The following is a 13,761-nucleotide window of genomic DNA, read 5'->3' as shown; positions in this document are numbered from 1 at the left end:
ACCTGAAAAGGTAACATCTTGTTATTAATTCCCTTACATCATCAACTTTCCAATAAGAATAAAAACCGGCAGTACCTTTACAGCCGGTTTCTTCATTTATGTGTGCAGGCAGGCTTTAAATTTCAAAAATTTTCCAGCTACTGCATGATTTTAAAACTTATTTTTGAGGATTATAATTTTACTTAACCCAACATTCCCAAATGAAACCAGTTATCGGAATTCTCTGCAGTGCTGCAATACTTTTTACGGCATGCCAGTCATACGCACAAAATAAAAATGATTATACCCGCCGGATCGACAGTTTAATACAATCTCCAACGTCTCCAAGACCTTTCAACGGAGTTATCCTTATCACCCAAAACGGAAAAACAAAATACTCCAAAGCCTACGGTTTTGAAGACAGCAGAACGAAAGTTCCTGTAAAAATGAACGATCAGTTTGAGATCATGTCCAATACCAAACAGATCACTTCCGTTTTATTATTAAAACAATTTGAAAAAGGAAAAATAGATCTGCAGGCTCCTATCAAAAAGTATCTTCCTTCTCTTACACAGCCCTGGGCAGATTCGGTCACTGTGCATCAGCTGTTAAATCACAGTCACGGAATTGATGACCTGGAAAAGCCATTACTTTTTAAACCCGGCACACAATTTAAGTATGGTAACCTGTCGAATATTCTTTTAGGGAAGATCATTGAGAATGTTTCCGGTACCTCTTATATCCGGCTGGCTTCCAGCCTGTTTAAAGAGCTTCATATGAACAGTACATTCTGCTACTCAAAAAATAACCGCAGGAATCTGGTATCCGGCCATATGAATAAGGACAATAAGTTTACACCGGTTGAGAATTCATTCATCAGCGATGAAAATGTGCCTGCCGACGGGGTAATTACTACAGCTGAAGATCTGGTACTATGGAATTCGCTTCTTCATAAAGGCAAAATTCTGAACCCTAAAAGCTATCATCTTATGACCAGTTCTTCCATGATGTCACAGCATGATGTATTTGGAAAAGATAAAATGGGCTATGGTTATAATATCCGGATCGTTAAAGACAACGGTATCTCCTTTTTGGGACACACAGGCCTGGGCGATGGTTTTGCTTCTTTGAATATATACATTCCCGGTTCTGATGTAAGTATTATAGTTCTTGAAAACCAGATGAGCGAAAACTCCGGCCTCTTCTATTACTATGAAACCCTGATCAAAGATTTTGTTTTAAAAAGCAGCCTCGTGAAGACTAAAAAATAATTTTACATATAAATTCCATCATATTTCGGCGGATCTTTTCATATTCGCCGAAATATGTTCAACCCCGTTAGAAGCACCTAAGCCGCAGGTTTCATTTAAACTTGAGTTAAAATAATTGATTTTTTATCATAAATAATTTGTTGGTATTCTATTTTTGTCTACTTTTAATATCACAATAAAGTGAACTATTATTTCTGATAAGTTCCTGTAAAAACGATACACACCAAAACTTAGATCAATACATTGTATTACTAACCACCAAATCATGAGAATTATGAAAAAATTTCTGTTATCAATGATGGTATTTGTGGCAGCCCTGTCATTTAATGCCTGTAAAGACTCCGGCGAAGAGCAGCAGATGAGTCAGAACGAAACAAGCAGCAAAGCTTTTACAGAACTGGGAAAAACGATTCCGGTAGGGATTGAGGATGAAAACGGTACCCTGAAAGTATCCTTCATTGTCACTGCACAATTCTATACCATTACCCCAACAAAAGAAAATGAAAAGTACATCAGCCTGATCAGAGAAGCCCTGAAAAACGAATCTCCAATCCAGGTTTTTATCAAGCCTAACACGCATGAAATTGCAAAAGTAGAAAAAGGAAGCGGGGAAGATATCCGCTATTTCAAATCTGTTTTTACAAAAGAGGCCAAAAATGAAGCCGCCAAACTGACAACTGTTCTCCCTAACGTAGCTACATTAAACAGTATGTTTGCCCTGATCAAGAACCAGGCTTGCGGTGCTTCTACGGCATCTTCACCATGCATCACATTCAGATATCCTGTAGACGGATGCTACGCAAGAGCCCACAAAATGAGACAAATCCTGATCAACAACGGCTATGACTGTGAGAAACAGTTTGTATACGGAAACTTAAAAGCATCTACAGGAACTTGCTGTGTCGCCTGGAGCTACCACGTTGCCATCCTGGTAAGCTATATCAATGCATCAGGCGTTATTGAAAAAAGAATCATAGATCCTTCCCTGTTCCCAGGCGGTCCTGTTACGGATACGGCCTGGAGAAATGCCTGTATCAATACAAGCTGCGGATCTGCATCGGTATCTTCTTACGTTAATACGGCAGGAAATGTATATTATAGAAGCCCTACCAATTCTTACCTTTATGATAATAATTTAGTGAATACCAATTGTGTACTGACTAAATTCTCATCACTTTCCGGATGCTCTCCATCCCCGGCTCCAAGCGTTTCGAGCTGTGGATATTAATTAACTTAAACAGCTTCCGTTACTTTTTTATAATTAATGGCGGAAGCTGTTTACTAAATATTTTTTCTATGAAAGTCTGGACTTATATATTATTAATACTATTTATGATTACATCCTGTTCCGGCAGCTCAAGTTCTCAGAACCTGACCTGGTATAAAAATTCAGTTATCACCAATGTAGCAGAAGACCCGGAAAAACCGGAAGAATTCACCCGTATATCCATCGGGATAAGTCCGCAGATCTTTTATCTGTCTAAAAAGGGATCAGATTACAAAGCACTCCTGGAAAAGACAGCTCAAAGCCATAAAAAAGGAAAAGCATATGATATAGGTATTGAAAATAATACGAATATTATAAAACAGATCAACGAAATTCACTGACTTGATTATCCCGCTCTTTCCGTTCAAGATACTGTTTGAAGAACAGCATTAAATGATTCTCTCAAAATCTCCAATCACTGATATGATGGGGATTTTTAATTTACCTTATGACTGAAATTCCTGTACCACCTTAATTTCTGCCCCAGGAATGTAAGAAGCTTTTTCCGAAGCCAGGAATAATACGGCATTGGCAATTTCTGCTGCCTCACTCTGTCTTTTAAAAGGAATGGAGGGAATAATATCGTGAACTGCATTTTCAATCTGTTCTGCATTCAAGCCTCTGTTATTAAAAATATTGGTATTATTTAGGTTTTGTCTAAAACTGGCATAAATTAAATCTATCAAAATTAAATTGTGTACAATTTAATAGTTGTACATTTGTACGGTCAATCTGATTTTATAAACATTCAGATTGATAACGTTAATAAGTATAAATTTAAAATAAAAGAAATGTCATTAATAGAAGACTTACAATGGAGACATGCAGTAAAAGCATATGATCCTTCAAAAAAAGTATCGGAACAGGATCTTAACACCATTTTAGAAGCAGCAAGACTGGCGCCTACTTCATCAGGGCTTCAGCCATTCCGCGTTATCGTTGTGGAAAACCAGGAATTGAAAGAAAAGATGGTACAGGGAGCGCTAAATCCTGAAGTAATGAGAGACAGTTCCCATGTTTTGGTATTTGCTGCCTGGGACAGGTATTCTAATGAAAAAATTGACAAGGTGTATGATCATCATACCGATGTAAGAGACCTTCCAAAAGGCCGTTTCAACAGCTATACGGATAAGATCAAAGAAATGTACGGAGCTCAGACTCCAGAACAGCATTTTGCTCACACTGCACGTCAGACTTATATTGCGTTAGGTTTGGCTATGGCTCAGGCTGCCGAATTAAAAATCGACAGTACTCCTGCAGAGGGGTTCAGCAATGAGGTAGTGGATGAAATTCTAGGATTAAAAGAATTGGGATTAAAAAGCGTCAGCCTTCTGTACCTAGGTTACAGGGATGAAGAAAAAGACTGGCTGTCTTCGATGAAAAAAGTAAGAGTTCCAATGGAGGAATTCATCATCAAAAAATAATATATTCAGTACACTTTTCATGTTCAGCCTTATGGAAAATTCAAAACCGTTACAGTTGGAAAACCAGATCTGCTTTCCGCTTTATGTGATTGCCAAAGAGATCACAGGACTTTACCGTCCGTTTCTTGATGAGATCGGTATTACGTATCCGCAGTATCTCGTGATGATGGTATTATGGGAAAATGACGGTCTTGCAGTCAACCATATCGGTGAAAAACTGTTTCTGGACAGCGGGACTTTAACTCCTCTTCTGAAAAGGCTTGAGAGTAAAGGAATTATTTCCAGGAAGAGGAAAAAAGAAGATGAAAGAGTGGTTGAAGTATTTTTAACGGAATCAGGAAGGCAGCTGCAGCGGAAAGCCTGTGAAATTCCAGGAAAAATACAGGACAAAATCGGTATAGAGACAGAAGACCTGCTGCATCTCAAAGAAACTGTCTTAAAAATATTAAACAAAATAGAGAAATAAATGAAAACGTTATATACAACAAAAGTTACAGCACAAGGAGGAAGAAACGGCCATGTGAAAAGTGAAAACGGAGTTTTGGACCTTGAAGTAAGAATGCCTAAAGCTTTAGGTGGCGGCAATGACGATTTTGCCAATCCTGAAATGCTTTTCGCTGCCGGATATTCGGCTTGCTTTGACAGTGCCCTTAATAGAGTGATCAGCCTTTCAAAAGTAAAAACAGGGGAAACAACAGTCACTGCTCAGATAAGCATCGGACAGCTGGAAAACGGCGGTTTCGGTCTGGCAGCAGAGCTGGATGTGAATATTCCAGGAGTTTCTATTGAAGAAGCACAGGAATTAACTGAAAAAGCACACCAGATTTGTCCGTACTCTAATGCTACGAGAAATAATATGGAGGTGAAACTTACAGTGACGAATAACTAAGTTCAATTCCTTTCAATACATTAAATCTGTTTCTTACCGAAGCAGATTTTTTTATTGAACATACTCTATTTTAAAATTATTTTAAAGTGAAAATTACTTAATTTTATGGGAATTATAATATCTGTTTTTTGCGCTTCGATTTCCCACCTGAACACAAAAGCTCCGAAACGTTGTGCGTCATGCAAATTAACCACTTAATAAAAAAATGACAATATGATTTTAAAATTCGAAAAAGATACTGACGGAGTCCTTTTGTTATGCTCAAAAAAAGGGCTTGAAAAATATTATAGAGAAAGAGACTTCAATTATGATTTTCCTGAGGGAATTATTCCATTAATAAACCAAGGTATTGTTGCTGCTATTGTTACCGAAAGTGGAGAAGATGTAGTTGGCGAAATAAGAATAATGGAAGGGATGAACAATAAGGAAAACTATAATATTTCTTCTGAAAATAAATTCTTTATTGAATTGGAAGATGAATTGTTTCTTTTGTCCCATAGCGAGTTTACTCAAATTTGTTACACCAAGAAAGGAGACATAGACAACTTTGAATTTTGGGATGAAAAAGTAAGCATTTCAAATCTTAGAAATGGGTGGGCATTCTTATTGATACATACAAAGGCATCTGATGAAGTACCTTATTTAGACATTATCTTCCAATTAACATTTTCGAATATTGAACCTCCTTATGAAGACACGGATGTGATTATTGCTGTTTAAAATTCTAAAAGAACGAACGTTTTAAGTCAGACGGGCTGAAGTGCAAATTTAACTACAATTTTTCAGCTAAACTTTAGTAATGATATCAGCTTTTGTGCTTCAATTACCCCACCAGAAGACAAAGCTACGAAACGTTAACGGTAATTTATAACGACAGTAAAACAATGAAACTACATATTTTTGGAGCATCAGGGAGTGGAGTATCAACGCTGGGACGGTTATTAGCTGAAAAATTAGGCGTGAAATATTTTGACAGTGATGACTATTTCTGGATTAAAACAGAACCACCCTTTACTCACAGGCGAAGTCCAAACGAAAGAAACCACCTTATTATTAAAGACATAAATGAAACTGAAAACTGGATATTAGGCGGTTCTATCATTCATTGGGGAGATAATTTATTCCCTGACTTTGACCTGATCATATTCCTTTACTTACCTAATAAGATAAGAATTGAAAGGCTTAAAAATCGGGAACTGGAAATATATGGTGACGTCATTTACAAGGACAAAAGCAGGGCAAAGCAATTTAATGATTTTATTGCCTGGGCAACAGATTATGACAATAACACGGGGCTTGCCAAAAGAACTTTAAACGCTCACGAGACCTGGCTAAAACAAACCAAAAGCCCTGTTTTGAAAATCATTGGGGACCAAACGCCGGACGAGAAACTGAAACTGATTTTGGACAAACTAATGGATGAAGAAATACGGAAACCTGACGACAAATAAAAACTACCTTAACATCTGTTCGGCAATATGGCTGCTAAACTGCCTCTACAAAATATTTGCCCAAGATTCAATATTTGGAATTCCATAGAAGTTTTTGCTGAAAATCCGCCAGAAATAAACCAAAAGAATTTAACAACAAAATCATTACCTAGTCATAGAATCACTTTTCTTATAAGCATCCACCGGTTTATAAGAATCACTCTTCTCTTTTTCCTTTTTATCTGAAATCAGGATCCCGAAAAGATGGTCGATTTCATGCTGGAAAATCACCGCCGTAAAACCTTCTACAATTTCTGAATATTTCTGCCCTTTCAGATCAACATACTCTAACTGGATGACTTTACTCCTGTAAAACTGATCTCTGAATTCAGGAATAGAAAGATCTCCTTCCGGCCCAAGGTTCTGTAACTCTGATCTCCAGACAATCACAGGATTAATGAAGTATTCCAGAGGATTCCCTTCTTTATCAAAACGCTGTACCCAGATCACTTTCCTGTTGATCCCGACCTGTGGTGCGGCAATTCCAACCCCGCCGTCTGTGGAAAGAAGAGATTCTTTCATCCTTTTGACCAAAGTTGCCGTATTGGCATCAACCGGGTCAATATCCGTTGAAAGGCTTAGTAAGGTTTTATGCTGGTGAGAATCTGTTGTCTGGTAGATAGGCAATGCCGTTCCGGTATCTCCCTGGTTAATAACTGAGATTTCGTCCAATGTAAGTTTCTGAGCATTAACCAGACTGATAAAAAAGATCAGCAGAAAAGATATTTTTTTCATTTTTATTATTTGTTGATGCAAAGATAGATATTGTATTTCAGAATAGATAATTGGGCTAAAGCCTCTTTGGATACTGTATAAAAAAACGGGCTAAAGCCCGCTCTGTTGAATTAAAATGTCTTCGTCATATCTGCCGGAATGATCAGATTAAAATCAGTCGGGATATATTCTTTTTCAGGAACTTTCAGCTCCGGATCTTCGGATTCAAAAACAGAGATCACCGCCATTTTAAGGTTTGGATTCTTTTGTTTGATATACCAATAGATTCCTCCGAATTCTTTGCTGTGATAATTTCCGTTGTAATGGATAAACGTTTTTCCGGCCTGCATACTTTTCAGGATAGATTCAGCCATGGTAGCATCTTTTATGGCCTGTGCAGAAATGAAGTTCATCACTTTCGTACCTTCCGCATGGTCACCCATCATCGCCTTCATTTCCTGATAGCCCGGTGTGTCCAGCGTTACTTTAATTGGGAGCTGTGCGATATAGTTTTTCTCCTGAGCACTTAATTTGTTTAAAGATTCAAGTCCTTCTTTTGCGGTTTGGGAAGCATATCTCCTCGGGATATTGGTCGCAATGAAGTTCAGCTTTTTGGTTTTGGCAAAATCAACCAGGGGTTTATAATCTGTTACATAATTGTTCCATAAACGGGCTGAATCTTTGAATGTTTTAGCATCATACTTCCCATCCAGATACTGATTCAGCTGTGGCTGATTATCCCTTTCGAACATTTCTGCACCCAGAATGATCCCACCGTTTTTCTTTTGATACAAACCTTCCGTTATCTTAAGCTGCAGCCAGTGATTGATAGAGCTGTTATGGTTTTCTCCAAAAAAGACAACATCATATCCGGCCAGCTCTTTAATCAGCCTGTCTGTTTTTACCTCCTTCCCTTTTTTGTCATAAAACTGGTAAGCTTTAAAATCCTGCCCGCTTAATGAACAGAAACCAGCCAGCAAAATGGCTATGAAAATATTTTTCATCTTATTTTATTTAAACTCAAATTACACAAATGTTTTTGCACAAATATCACAATTTCATACTAAATTCTAAACCATAAAAGTTTGGTTGGTAATCGCAAAGATGGTTCAGCAAATTAAATTTCCCTGTTATTTAGAAAATCTGCCTATTTCTCTGTCATTTCATAAAAAAGACCGCCTTGAATTAAAAAAAACAAAACGGTCCTTTCAAAATTATCTAATTATTATTTCTCCAATTCTGCCACAAGATCCTTCCACTCTTGTAGTTCAGGAATTCCGGGCTTTCTTTTTCCAAAGAACTGAACGATGAAATCCCCTTCTTTGTTGAACACTTCAATAGCCGTTACTTCACCGTCTTCCGTAGGTTTTTTAACGATCCATGCTTCAGCGATTTTAGTAACATCAAGATGTAAATTGAAATCCGGGTCCATTACATTGAACCACTGCTGGTGCCAAAGAGTTTTCTTCACGTTTCCGGTATGAATCTGAATAATTCCCCTGTTTCCTACAAATATCATGATCGGAATATTCTTTTCTGAAGCATCTTCCAGAACATTCACCACTTTGGCATTATCAATTTTTTCAGCAAATCCTTCGGGTGCTAATCTCAATGCCTGGGTTCTGCTTACCCCGAATTTTCTGGTCATCATGAAGAAATCGTGGGTATCTTTCAATTCAGTCCATGCTTTTCTGAACCCTTCTGCATCAATTTCAGAATCAGCCTTTTCAGGTGCTTTCGGGGCAGCTTCTTCAATAGTTAAGGCCTGGCTCTGGTCTTCTGCTCTGAATTTTTCCACAATAGCATCGAATGCGGCTTCATCACTGTTTTTTGTCAGATAGATCTTATGAAGGGCAAGACCGTCTTTCCCAAAGAACTGAAGACTTTTTTTATCTCCTTCCACAACTGCAAAAGCAGATTTCCAGTGGTTAATGAATATTCTAAGGTCGATATCCTCTCCTACGAAAAGCTGTGCATGAGGACTGCTGAAATCACCGTTCTGGTAAATTCCTTTTCTCTCATGTACACATTCGTCATTACGGGTAAGGGCCATTACTTTTCCTAACTTTTCCGCTTCGGTAAGGATGGCCGGAAATTCAGATTGAAGTACGGTTACTCCTTCGCCTATGCTTGTTGCCAGTAATTCAGCTTCGCTTACGCCCAGCTGTGCGGCAGCATTTCTTATTCTTATATTTGGACTTTCTGCCTTGAGAGCTTCCCATTTTTCCTTTAAATCATTAACTAATGTGCTCATAATTTTATTTTTTTATGGTTAAAACTGTATAAATTCTATGGATGGTTTCGTTTCCTGACTTGCTTTGTATATCTTCTTCTTTCTCGGAAATTTTCATTCTCTTAAAGTGACTTTCAGCAACCAGTTCTTCCATTTCGGAGTTGCTGTACATGGTAAAATTATATTCCGTAAACGGCAGGGTTTCCATGAATTTTCTCTGTCCGAAAGTAAGAACGAAAATTCCGTCCCTCTTTAAAACTCTATAGATTTCATTGAGAAACTCAACCGGATTTTCCCAGAAATAGACTGTGTTGACCGTAAATATTTTGTCAAAAGTTTTGTCTTCAAAGGGAAGTTTTTTTCCTTCATAAAGTACAAAACCGGCCTGGCTTTCAAAATTTTTGTTCAGCCTTTTGGCTTCGTTGTGCATGGTTTCTGAAATATCAACTCCTGTATATTTCAGGTTTTGAGCCCTGTTTAAAATATTTTTCAGGTGTCCGGCATTGCCGTGTCCTATTTCAAGGATGTTTTCATCATCTTCTATTAAAAGCGTCCTTATGCTTTCCAATGTCATGCTGATGTTGGTGGCATTCATCATCTCGCCGATCTCTATGCCTTTTTCACCTTGTGGGTTGGCAAGGTTCTGCGCGAGGATTTTTAATTCATCTTTTTCCATGGTTATCCAAAAATGATCATTGGGTTATTGGTAATGGGGTGTCCACAGATGGTGCACGGAAAATTGTAGGCATGGCTGATATTTTCGGCCGTAAATACTTCCTGTGGCGTTCCGTATGCGGAGACCTTTCCTGATTTCATCAATAAAATTTTGTCGGCGAACTGTGCGGCAAGATTCAGATCATGCAGTACAACAACAGCGCTGTTGGCCTTTTGGGTGAAATTTTTAATAATTTCTAAAGCCTTATACTGGTGTTTGATGTCTAAATTATTCAGCGGTTCATCCAGAAATACCAGTTTGTGGGCAATTTCGTTCTGCAGCTGTGCCATTACTCTTGAAAGGTGTACACGCTGTTTTTCACCTCCGGAAAGGGTATTGTATTCCCTGTCTTTCAGATGAAAAATATCGGTATCATACATCATATTATTCATGGCTTCAAGGTCTTCCTTTCCGGGCTGGGCATCGAAATAAGGATACCTTCCCATCATGATAACGTCTTTTACGTCAAGCGGAATATCATTGCTGTTGTGCTGGGAGAATTTAGCCTTGTGCCTGGACAGTTCTTTTACATCCCATTCGGTCATCGTTTTATTTTTGAATACTATCTTCTGCCCGGACCTGATTTCATTAGCCAAAATACTCAGCAAACTTGATTTTCCGGCTCCGTTCGGTCCTACAATAGCCAGGAATTCACCATATTCAAGAGCAACATCTATCCCATCCAGAATATGGAAATCTTTATGTTTGTAACTGATCTGATGCGCCTTTATCATTACATGGATTTTTTGAATTTAATTAAAATAGCAATAAAAATAGGGCCTCCCATCAGTGCTGTAAGAATCCCGATCGGAAGTTCCGACGGTTCTACAATGCTTCTGCTGAACGTATCTGCCGTCAACAGTAATATGCTTCCGCATACCGCCGACAGGGGCAGGATAAATGCATAATTCGATTTAAATAAAAGCCTTAAGATATAAGGTACTATAAGCCCTACAAATCCTATGGTTCCTGAAAATGCCACGCAGCTTCCTACCATTAATGCTACAATAATAATGATCTGCTTTTTAAGCTTTTCTACATTGACCCCTAAATGCTGGGCATCTTTTTCCCCAAGCATCATGGCATTTAAAGCCTTTCCTTTGGGAAGCAGGATGATGTAAGAAATGATCAGAACCACTGTTAAAATAATATTTTTCATCCAGGTTGCCGCTGCCAGGCTTCCCAGGTTCCAGAAGGTAAGGTCCCTGAGCTGGTCGTCTTTTGAAATATAGATCAAAAACCCGGTGATCGAAAACCCGATCGCTGTAATGGCTACTCCGCTAAGGAGCATCATGACGACATTGGTTTTTCCGCCGCTTGTAGAAATTCTGTATACCAGCATCATGGATAAAAGTGAACCGATAAATGCTGCAATTCCTACTATTGAAAATTGTACGGCTTCAGGAAGATACTGCTTAAAATGTCCTCCTAAAACAATGGCAATTGCCGCCAGCAGGGTCGCCCCCGATGTAAGCCCTATCAGATCTCCTGTCGCCAGAGGATTTTTGAAAAGTCCCTGCAAACCGGTTCCTGAAACAGCGAGCATACTTCCTATTAAAATGGCCATAATGATCCTTGCTGCCCGCACATCCCAGATCACATATTTATCGCTTAAAGATAAACCAGGATCACCTTTTATATATTGCCACAGAACTTTGAAGGGTGATGTTCCTCCAAAGTCGTAGACTCCTGTATTAAGTGCCAGTACTGCTATAATAACAAGCAGTACGGCACCTATAGTTAGATAAAAATATAATTTACTTTGTGTTCTCAATTAGAAGTTTGTTTAATCCTACTGCTGCTTCTCCCAGTCTAGGTCCGAAACCTGAGACCAATCCTCCATCCATTGCGATGATCTTTTTGTTTTTACCTGCGTTGGTCTGTGCCACGCCCGGCATTTTAAGAGCTCCTTCGTTTCCTCCGGCTCCCTGAAGGCCTGTTTCAAAGAAGAATAAAACGTCCGGATTGGCTTTAACTACCGCTTCTGGTGTCAAAGGCTTGAAATCTTCGAAATCGGTTACTGCATTCTGTCCCCCCGCAAGAGTGATCAGGGCATCCATTGGAGTTTTTGTCCCTGAAACCATCAGCATATTTCCTCTTGCGTAGATGAACAATACTTTCGGTTTTTTAGCGATAGGCTGAACTTGTTTCAAATCAGCATCAATTTTATCATTTAATTTCTGGTAGTCTGTATTTCCTATTGCTTTTGCTACGTCAGCGATCAGCTTTTTAGTTCCTTCTACCGTGTACTCCTGTTTGAATACTTCAACTTTGATCCCTGAAGACTTGATCTTAGTCATCAATTCAGGATTGATATCTTTTTCTGAAGCTAAAATTAAAGTCGGGTTTACTGACATGATCGGCTCTATTGTCATAGATCTTACGTGACCCAAGTCTTTAGCTGTAGCTTTTAATGATTCCGGATAGGTACTTGTAACGTCTGTTCCTACGATTTCTTTTTCGTGGCCCAGTGCGCTTATAATTTCTGTAACTCCGCCGTTTAGCGTAACGATTTTATTATTGGTTTTCGGAGCTTCAGAAGATGTTTCTGTTGTATTTTCTTTTTTGGCACCTTCTTCTTTTTTGCATGAATATACTGCCATCAGAATGGAAGCTGCAAGGATTATTTTTTTCATGATATACTATTATTTGATTATTATAAAGGGGCAAATTCAAAATTAGAGGAACCGCGGTTTCCATTCTTGTCTTTCATAGCATTGAATCTCAGCTTAAAATAAAATCCTTCTGCATCTTTAAGGACAAAGAAACGGTCTGAGTACACAAATGGCTGCGGTATATCCGGCGTTCCGGTAGTTGTTCTCCACTTATCTCCAAGAGCTCTCTGATCGTTAAAAACAAATTTGGACTGATCTATATCACTTAATTTGAATGCATTATAAGCCTGTTCAAGATTACCTCCGGCATTTACCTGATATACGCCAACGCCATCCAGGGTATTCGTAATAATAAAATCAGCATAGAAATAGCTTCCTGCACTGGTGGTTGGGGCCAGGAACACTTCGTTGGTAAAGGTAGTGAAGGCCAGATCCCATTTTTTCTTTCTCGGCTGTATCTTAGCAGGAGTTCCGGTTTTAAGGTTGAAATAGGTAAAATTATACTCCGTATCCTTTGTGATAATATATTCCTGATAAGTCGTCGCTTCTACATCAGCATAACGTATTTTATATCCGTTCAGGGCACGTAGAATCTGAATTTTCTTCCAGCCTCTTGCAGATCCGGATAAGTTTACAGATCCAGCTCCGATATTGGCTGAAGGGGGAATCTCTCTTCCTAAGTTGACCAGATAGACCGGGTTTTCGGCATCATTTTCCTTCACAGCTTCAATTCCTGTAGTCTGGGTCATGAAGTTCCCGGTTGGATTATCCACATACTGCATATTGGCCGCACTGAATGTTCCGACCTGAGCTTCGGTTTTAAGGGCAGTAACATCTGATTCTTTTACCAGATTGATGTCTGTAGCATTCGGAATTTTCGCAACGGTCATCGCTATAGATCCATTGATCACTACACGGAATGCATCTCCTGTGTAAAATCCAAGGTCCCAGTCTGTTCTAGCATTAGTAACAGGGTTCTGGTAATCACTTAAATCAATCCACACCTGGTTAGGTTCTGTAGGTCCTCCTATTGCAACATCCACTACTGATCCTGTAAGAGGAGCAACCGCCACCGGATCTTCATCTGCTGCCAAGCACGACTGCAGAGCAACAATGGACAGAAGGGATATTATTTTTAAATATTTCATAATGATAGCTTATGTT

The 13,761-nt window shown here is 38.8% G+C and carries 17 protein-coding genes; 8 read left to right on the top strand and 9 right to left on the bottom strand.

Features of this window, described 5'->3' with window-relative positions:
* Window positions 1–200 precede the first annotated feature (200 nt).
* From IX38_RS14435 to IX38_RS14425, 3 genes are all read left to right on the top strand, one after another.
* A complete protein-coding gene (locus tag IX38_RS14435) occupies window positions 201–1,250 on the top strand; it encodes a serine hydrolase domain-containing protein (RefSeq protein WP_034706160.1) in 1,050 nt (349 codons plus the stop codon).
* 274 nt (window positions 1,251–1,524) lie between these two features.
* The gene (locus IX38_RS14430; RefSeq protein ID WP_131368688.1) at window positions 1,525–2,478 is read left to right on the top strand and encodes a protein-glutamine glutaminase; all 954 of its coding nucleotides are present in this window, start codon (window positions 1,525–1,527) and stop codon (window positions 2,476–2,478) included.
* 104 nt (window positions 2,479–2,582) lie between these two features.
* Entirely contained in the window at window positions 2,583–2,858 is a 276-nt protein-coding gene (locus IX38_RS14425; RefSeq protein ID WP_034706157.1) for a hypothetical protein, read from the top strand.
* Window positions 2,859–2,963: 105 nt separating this feature from the next.
* On the opposite strand, the gene IX38_RS14420 is transcribed toward IX38_RS14425, so the two are convergent.
* A complete protein-coding gene (locus IX38_RS14420) occupies window positions 2,964–3,203 on the bottom strand; it encodes an SDR family oxidoreductase (RefSeq protein WP_034706155.1) in 240 nt (79 codons plus the stop codon).
* A 105-nt stretch (window positions 3,204–3,308) separates the two neighbouring features.
* On the opposite strand from IX38_RS14420, the gene IX38_RS14415 reads away from it, so the two are divergent.
* The 5 genes from IX38_RS14415 (at window position 3,309) to IX38_RS14395 (ending at window position 6,281) form a co-directional block, all read left to right on the top strand.
* Entirely contained in the window at window positions 3,309–3,941 is a 633-nt protein-coding gene (locus IX38_RS14415; RefSeq protein WP_034706472.1) for an NAD(P)H-dependent oxidoreductase, read from the top strand.
* Window positions 3,942–3,972: 31 nt separating this feature from the next.
* A complete protein-coding gene (locus IX38_RS14410; protein WP_034706152.1) occupies window positions 3,973–4,407 on the top strand; it encodes a MarR family winged helix-turn-helix transcriptional regulator in 435 nt (144 codons plus the stop codon).
* On the top strand, window positions 4,408–4,830 hold the full coding sequence (locus tag IX38_RS14405) for an organic hydroperoxide resistance protein (protein WP_034706150.1): 423 nt from the start codon (window positions 4,408–4,410) through the stop codon (window positions 4,828–4,830). It begins immediately after the preceding gene.
* A 213-nt stretch (window positions 4,831–5,043) separates the two neighbouring features.
* Entirely contained in the window at window positions 5,044–5,550 is a 507-nt protein-coding gene (locus IX38_RS14400; protein ID WP_034706148.1) for a hypothetical protein, read from the top strand.
* Window positions 5,551–5,714: 164 nt separating this feature from the next.
* Window positions 5,715–6,281 (top strand): AAA family ATPase, encoded by a 567-nt coding sequence (locus tag IX38_RS14395; RefSeq protein WP_034706146.1) that lies wholly within the window; start codon window positions 5,715–5,717, stop codon window positions 6,279–6,281.
* Between the two features lie 144 nt (window positions 6,282–6,425).
* On the opposite strand, the gene def is transcribed toward IX38_RS14395, so the two are convergent.
* From def to IX38_RS14355, 8 genes are all read right to left on the bottom strand, one after another.
* Window positions 6,426–7,055: a peptide deformylase gene (def, locus tag IX38_RS14390; protein ID WP_051884776.1), complete on the bottom strand. Its 630-nt coding sequence runs from the start codon at window positions 7,053–7,055 to the stop codon at window positions 6,426–6,428.
* Between the two features lie 110 nt (window positions 7,056–7,165).
* Complete coding sequence (locus tag IX38_RS14385; protein WP_034706145.1) at window positions 7,166–8,038, bottom strand: ChaN family lipoprotein; 873 nt, start codon at window positions 8,036–8,038, stop codon at window positions 7,166–7,168.
* Window positions 8,039–8,259: 221 nt separating this feature from the next.
* Complete coding sequence (locus IX38_RS14380; protein ID WP_034706144.1) at window positions 8,260–9,288, bottom strand: hemin-degrading factor; 1,029 nt, start codon at window positions 9,286–9,288, stop codon at window positions 8,260–8,262.
* A 4-nt stretch (window positions 9,289–9,292) separates the two neighbouring features.
* Window positions 9,293–9,943 carry a class I SAM-dependent methyltransferase gene (locus IX38_RS14375; protein ID WP_034706142.1) on the bottom strand — a complete coding sequence of 217 codons (651 nt, stop codon included), beginning with the start codon at window positions 9,941–9,943 and terminating at the stop codon, window positions 9,293–9,295.
* A gap of 2 nt (window positions 9,944–9,945) precedes the next feature.
* A complete protein-coding gene (locus tag IX38_RS14370; protein ID WP_034706140.1) occupies window positions 9,946–10,716 on the bottom strand; it encodes a heme ABC transporter ATP-binding protein in 771 nt (256 codons plus the stop codon).
* The gene (locus IX38_RS14365) at window positions 10,716–11,756 is read right to left on the bottom strand and encodes a FecCD family ABC transporter permease (protein WP_034706138.1); all 1,041 of its coding nucleotides are present in this window, start codon (window positions 11,754–11,756) and stop codon (window positions 10,716–10,718) included. Before IX38_RS14365 ends, IX38_RS14370 begins: the two co-directional genes overlap by 1 nt.
* On the bottom strand, window positions 11,740–12,618 hold the full coding sequence (locus IX38_RS14360; RefSeq protein ID WP_034706137.1) for a heme/hemin ABC transporter substrate-binding protein: 879 nt from the start codon (window positions 12,616–12,618) through the stop codon (window positions 11,740–11,742). Before IX38_RS14360 ends, IX38_RS14365 begins: the two co-directional genes overlap by 17 nt.
* 20 nt (window positions 12,619–12,638) lie before the next feature.
* On the bottom strand, window positions 12,639–13,745 hold the full coding sequence (locus IX38_RS14355; RefSeq protein WP_034706135.1) for an HmuY family protein: 1,107 nt from the start codon (window positions 13,743–13,745) through the stop codon (window positions 12,639–12,641).
* Between the last annotated feature and the right edge of the window lie 16 nt (window positions 13,746–13,761).

Origin of the sequence: Chryseobacterium luteum, assembly GCF_000737785.1 — a bacterium.
GTDB classification, from domain to species: Bacteria; Bacteroidota; Bacteroidia; order Flavobacteriales; family Weeksellaceae; genus Chryseobacterium; species Chryseobacterium luteum.
This window is presented reverse-complemented; position numbering and strand designations above follow the sequence as displayed.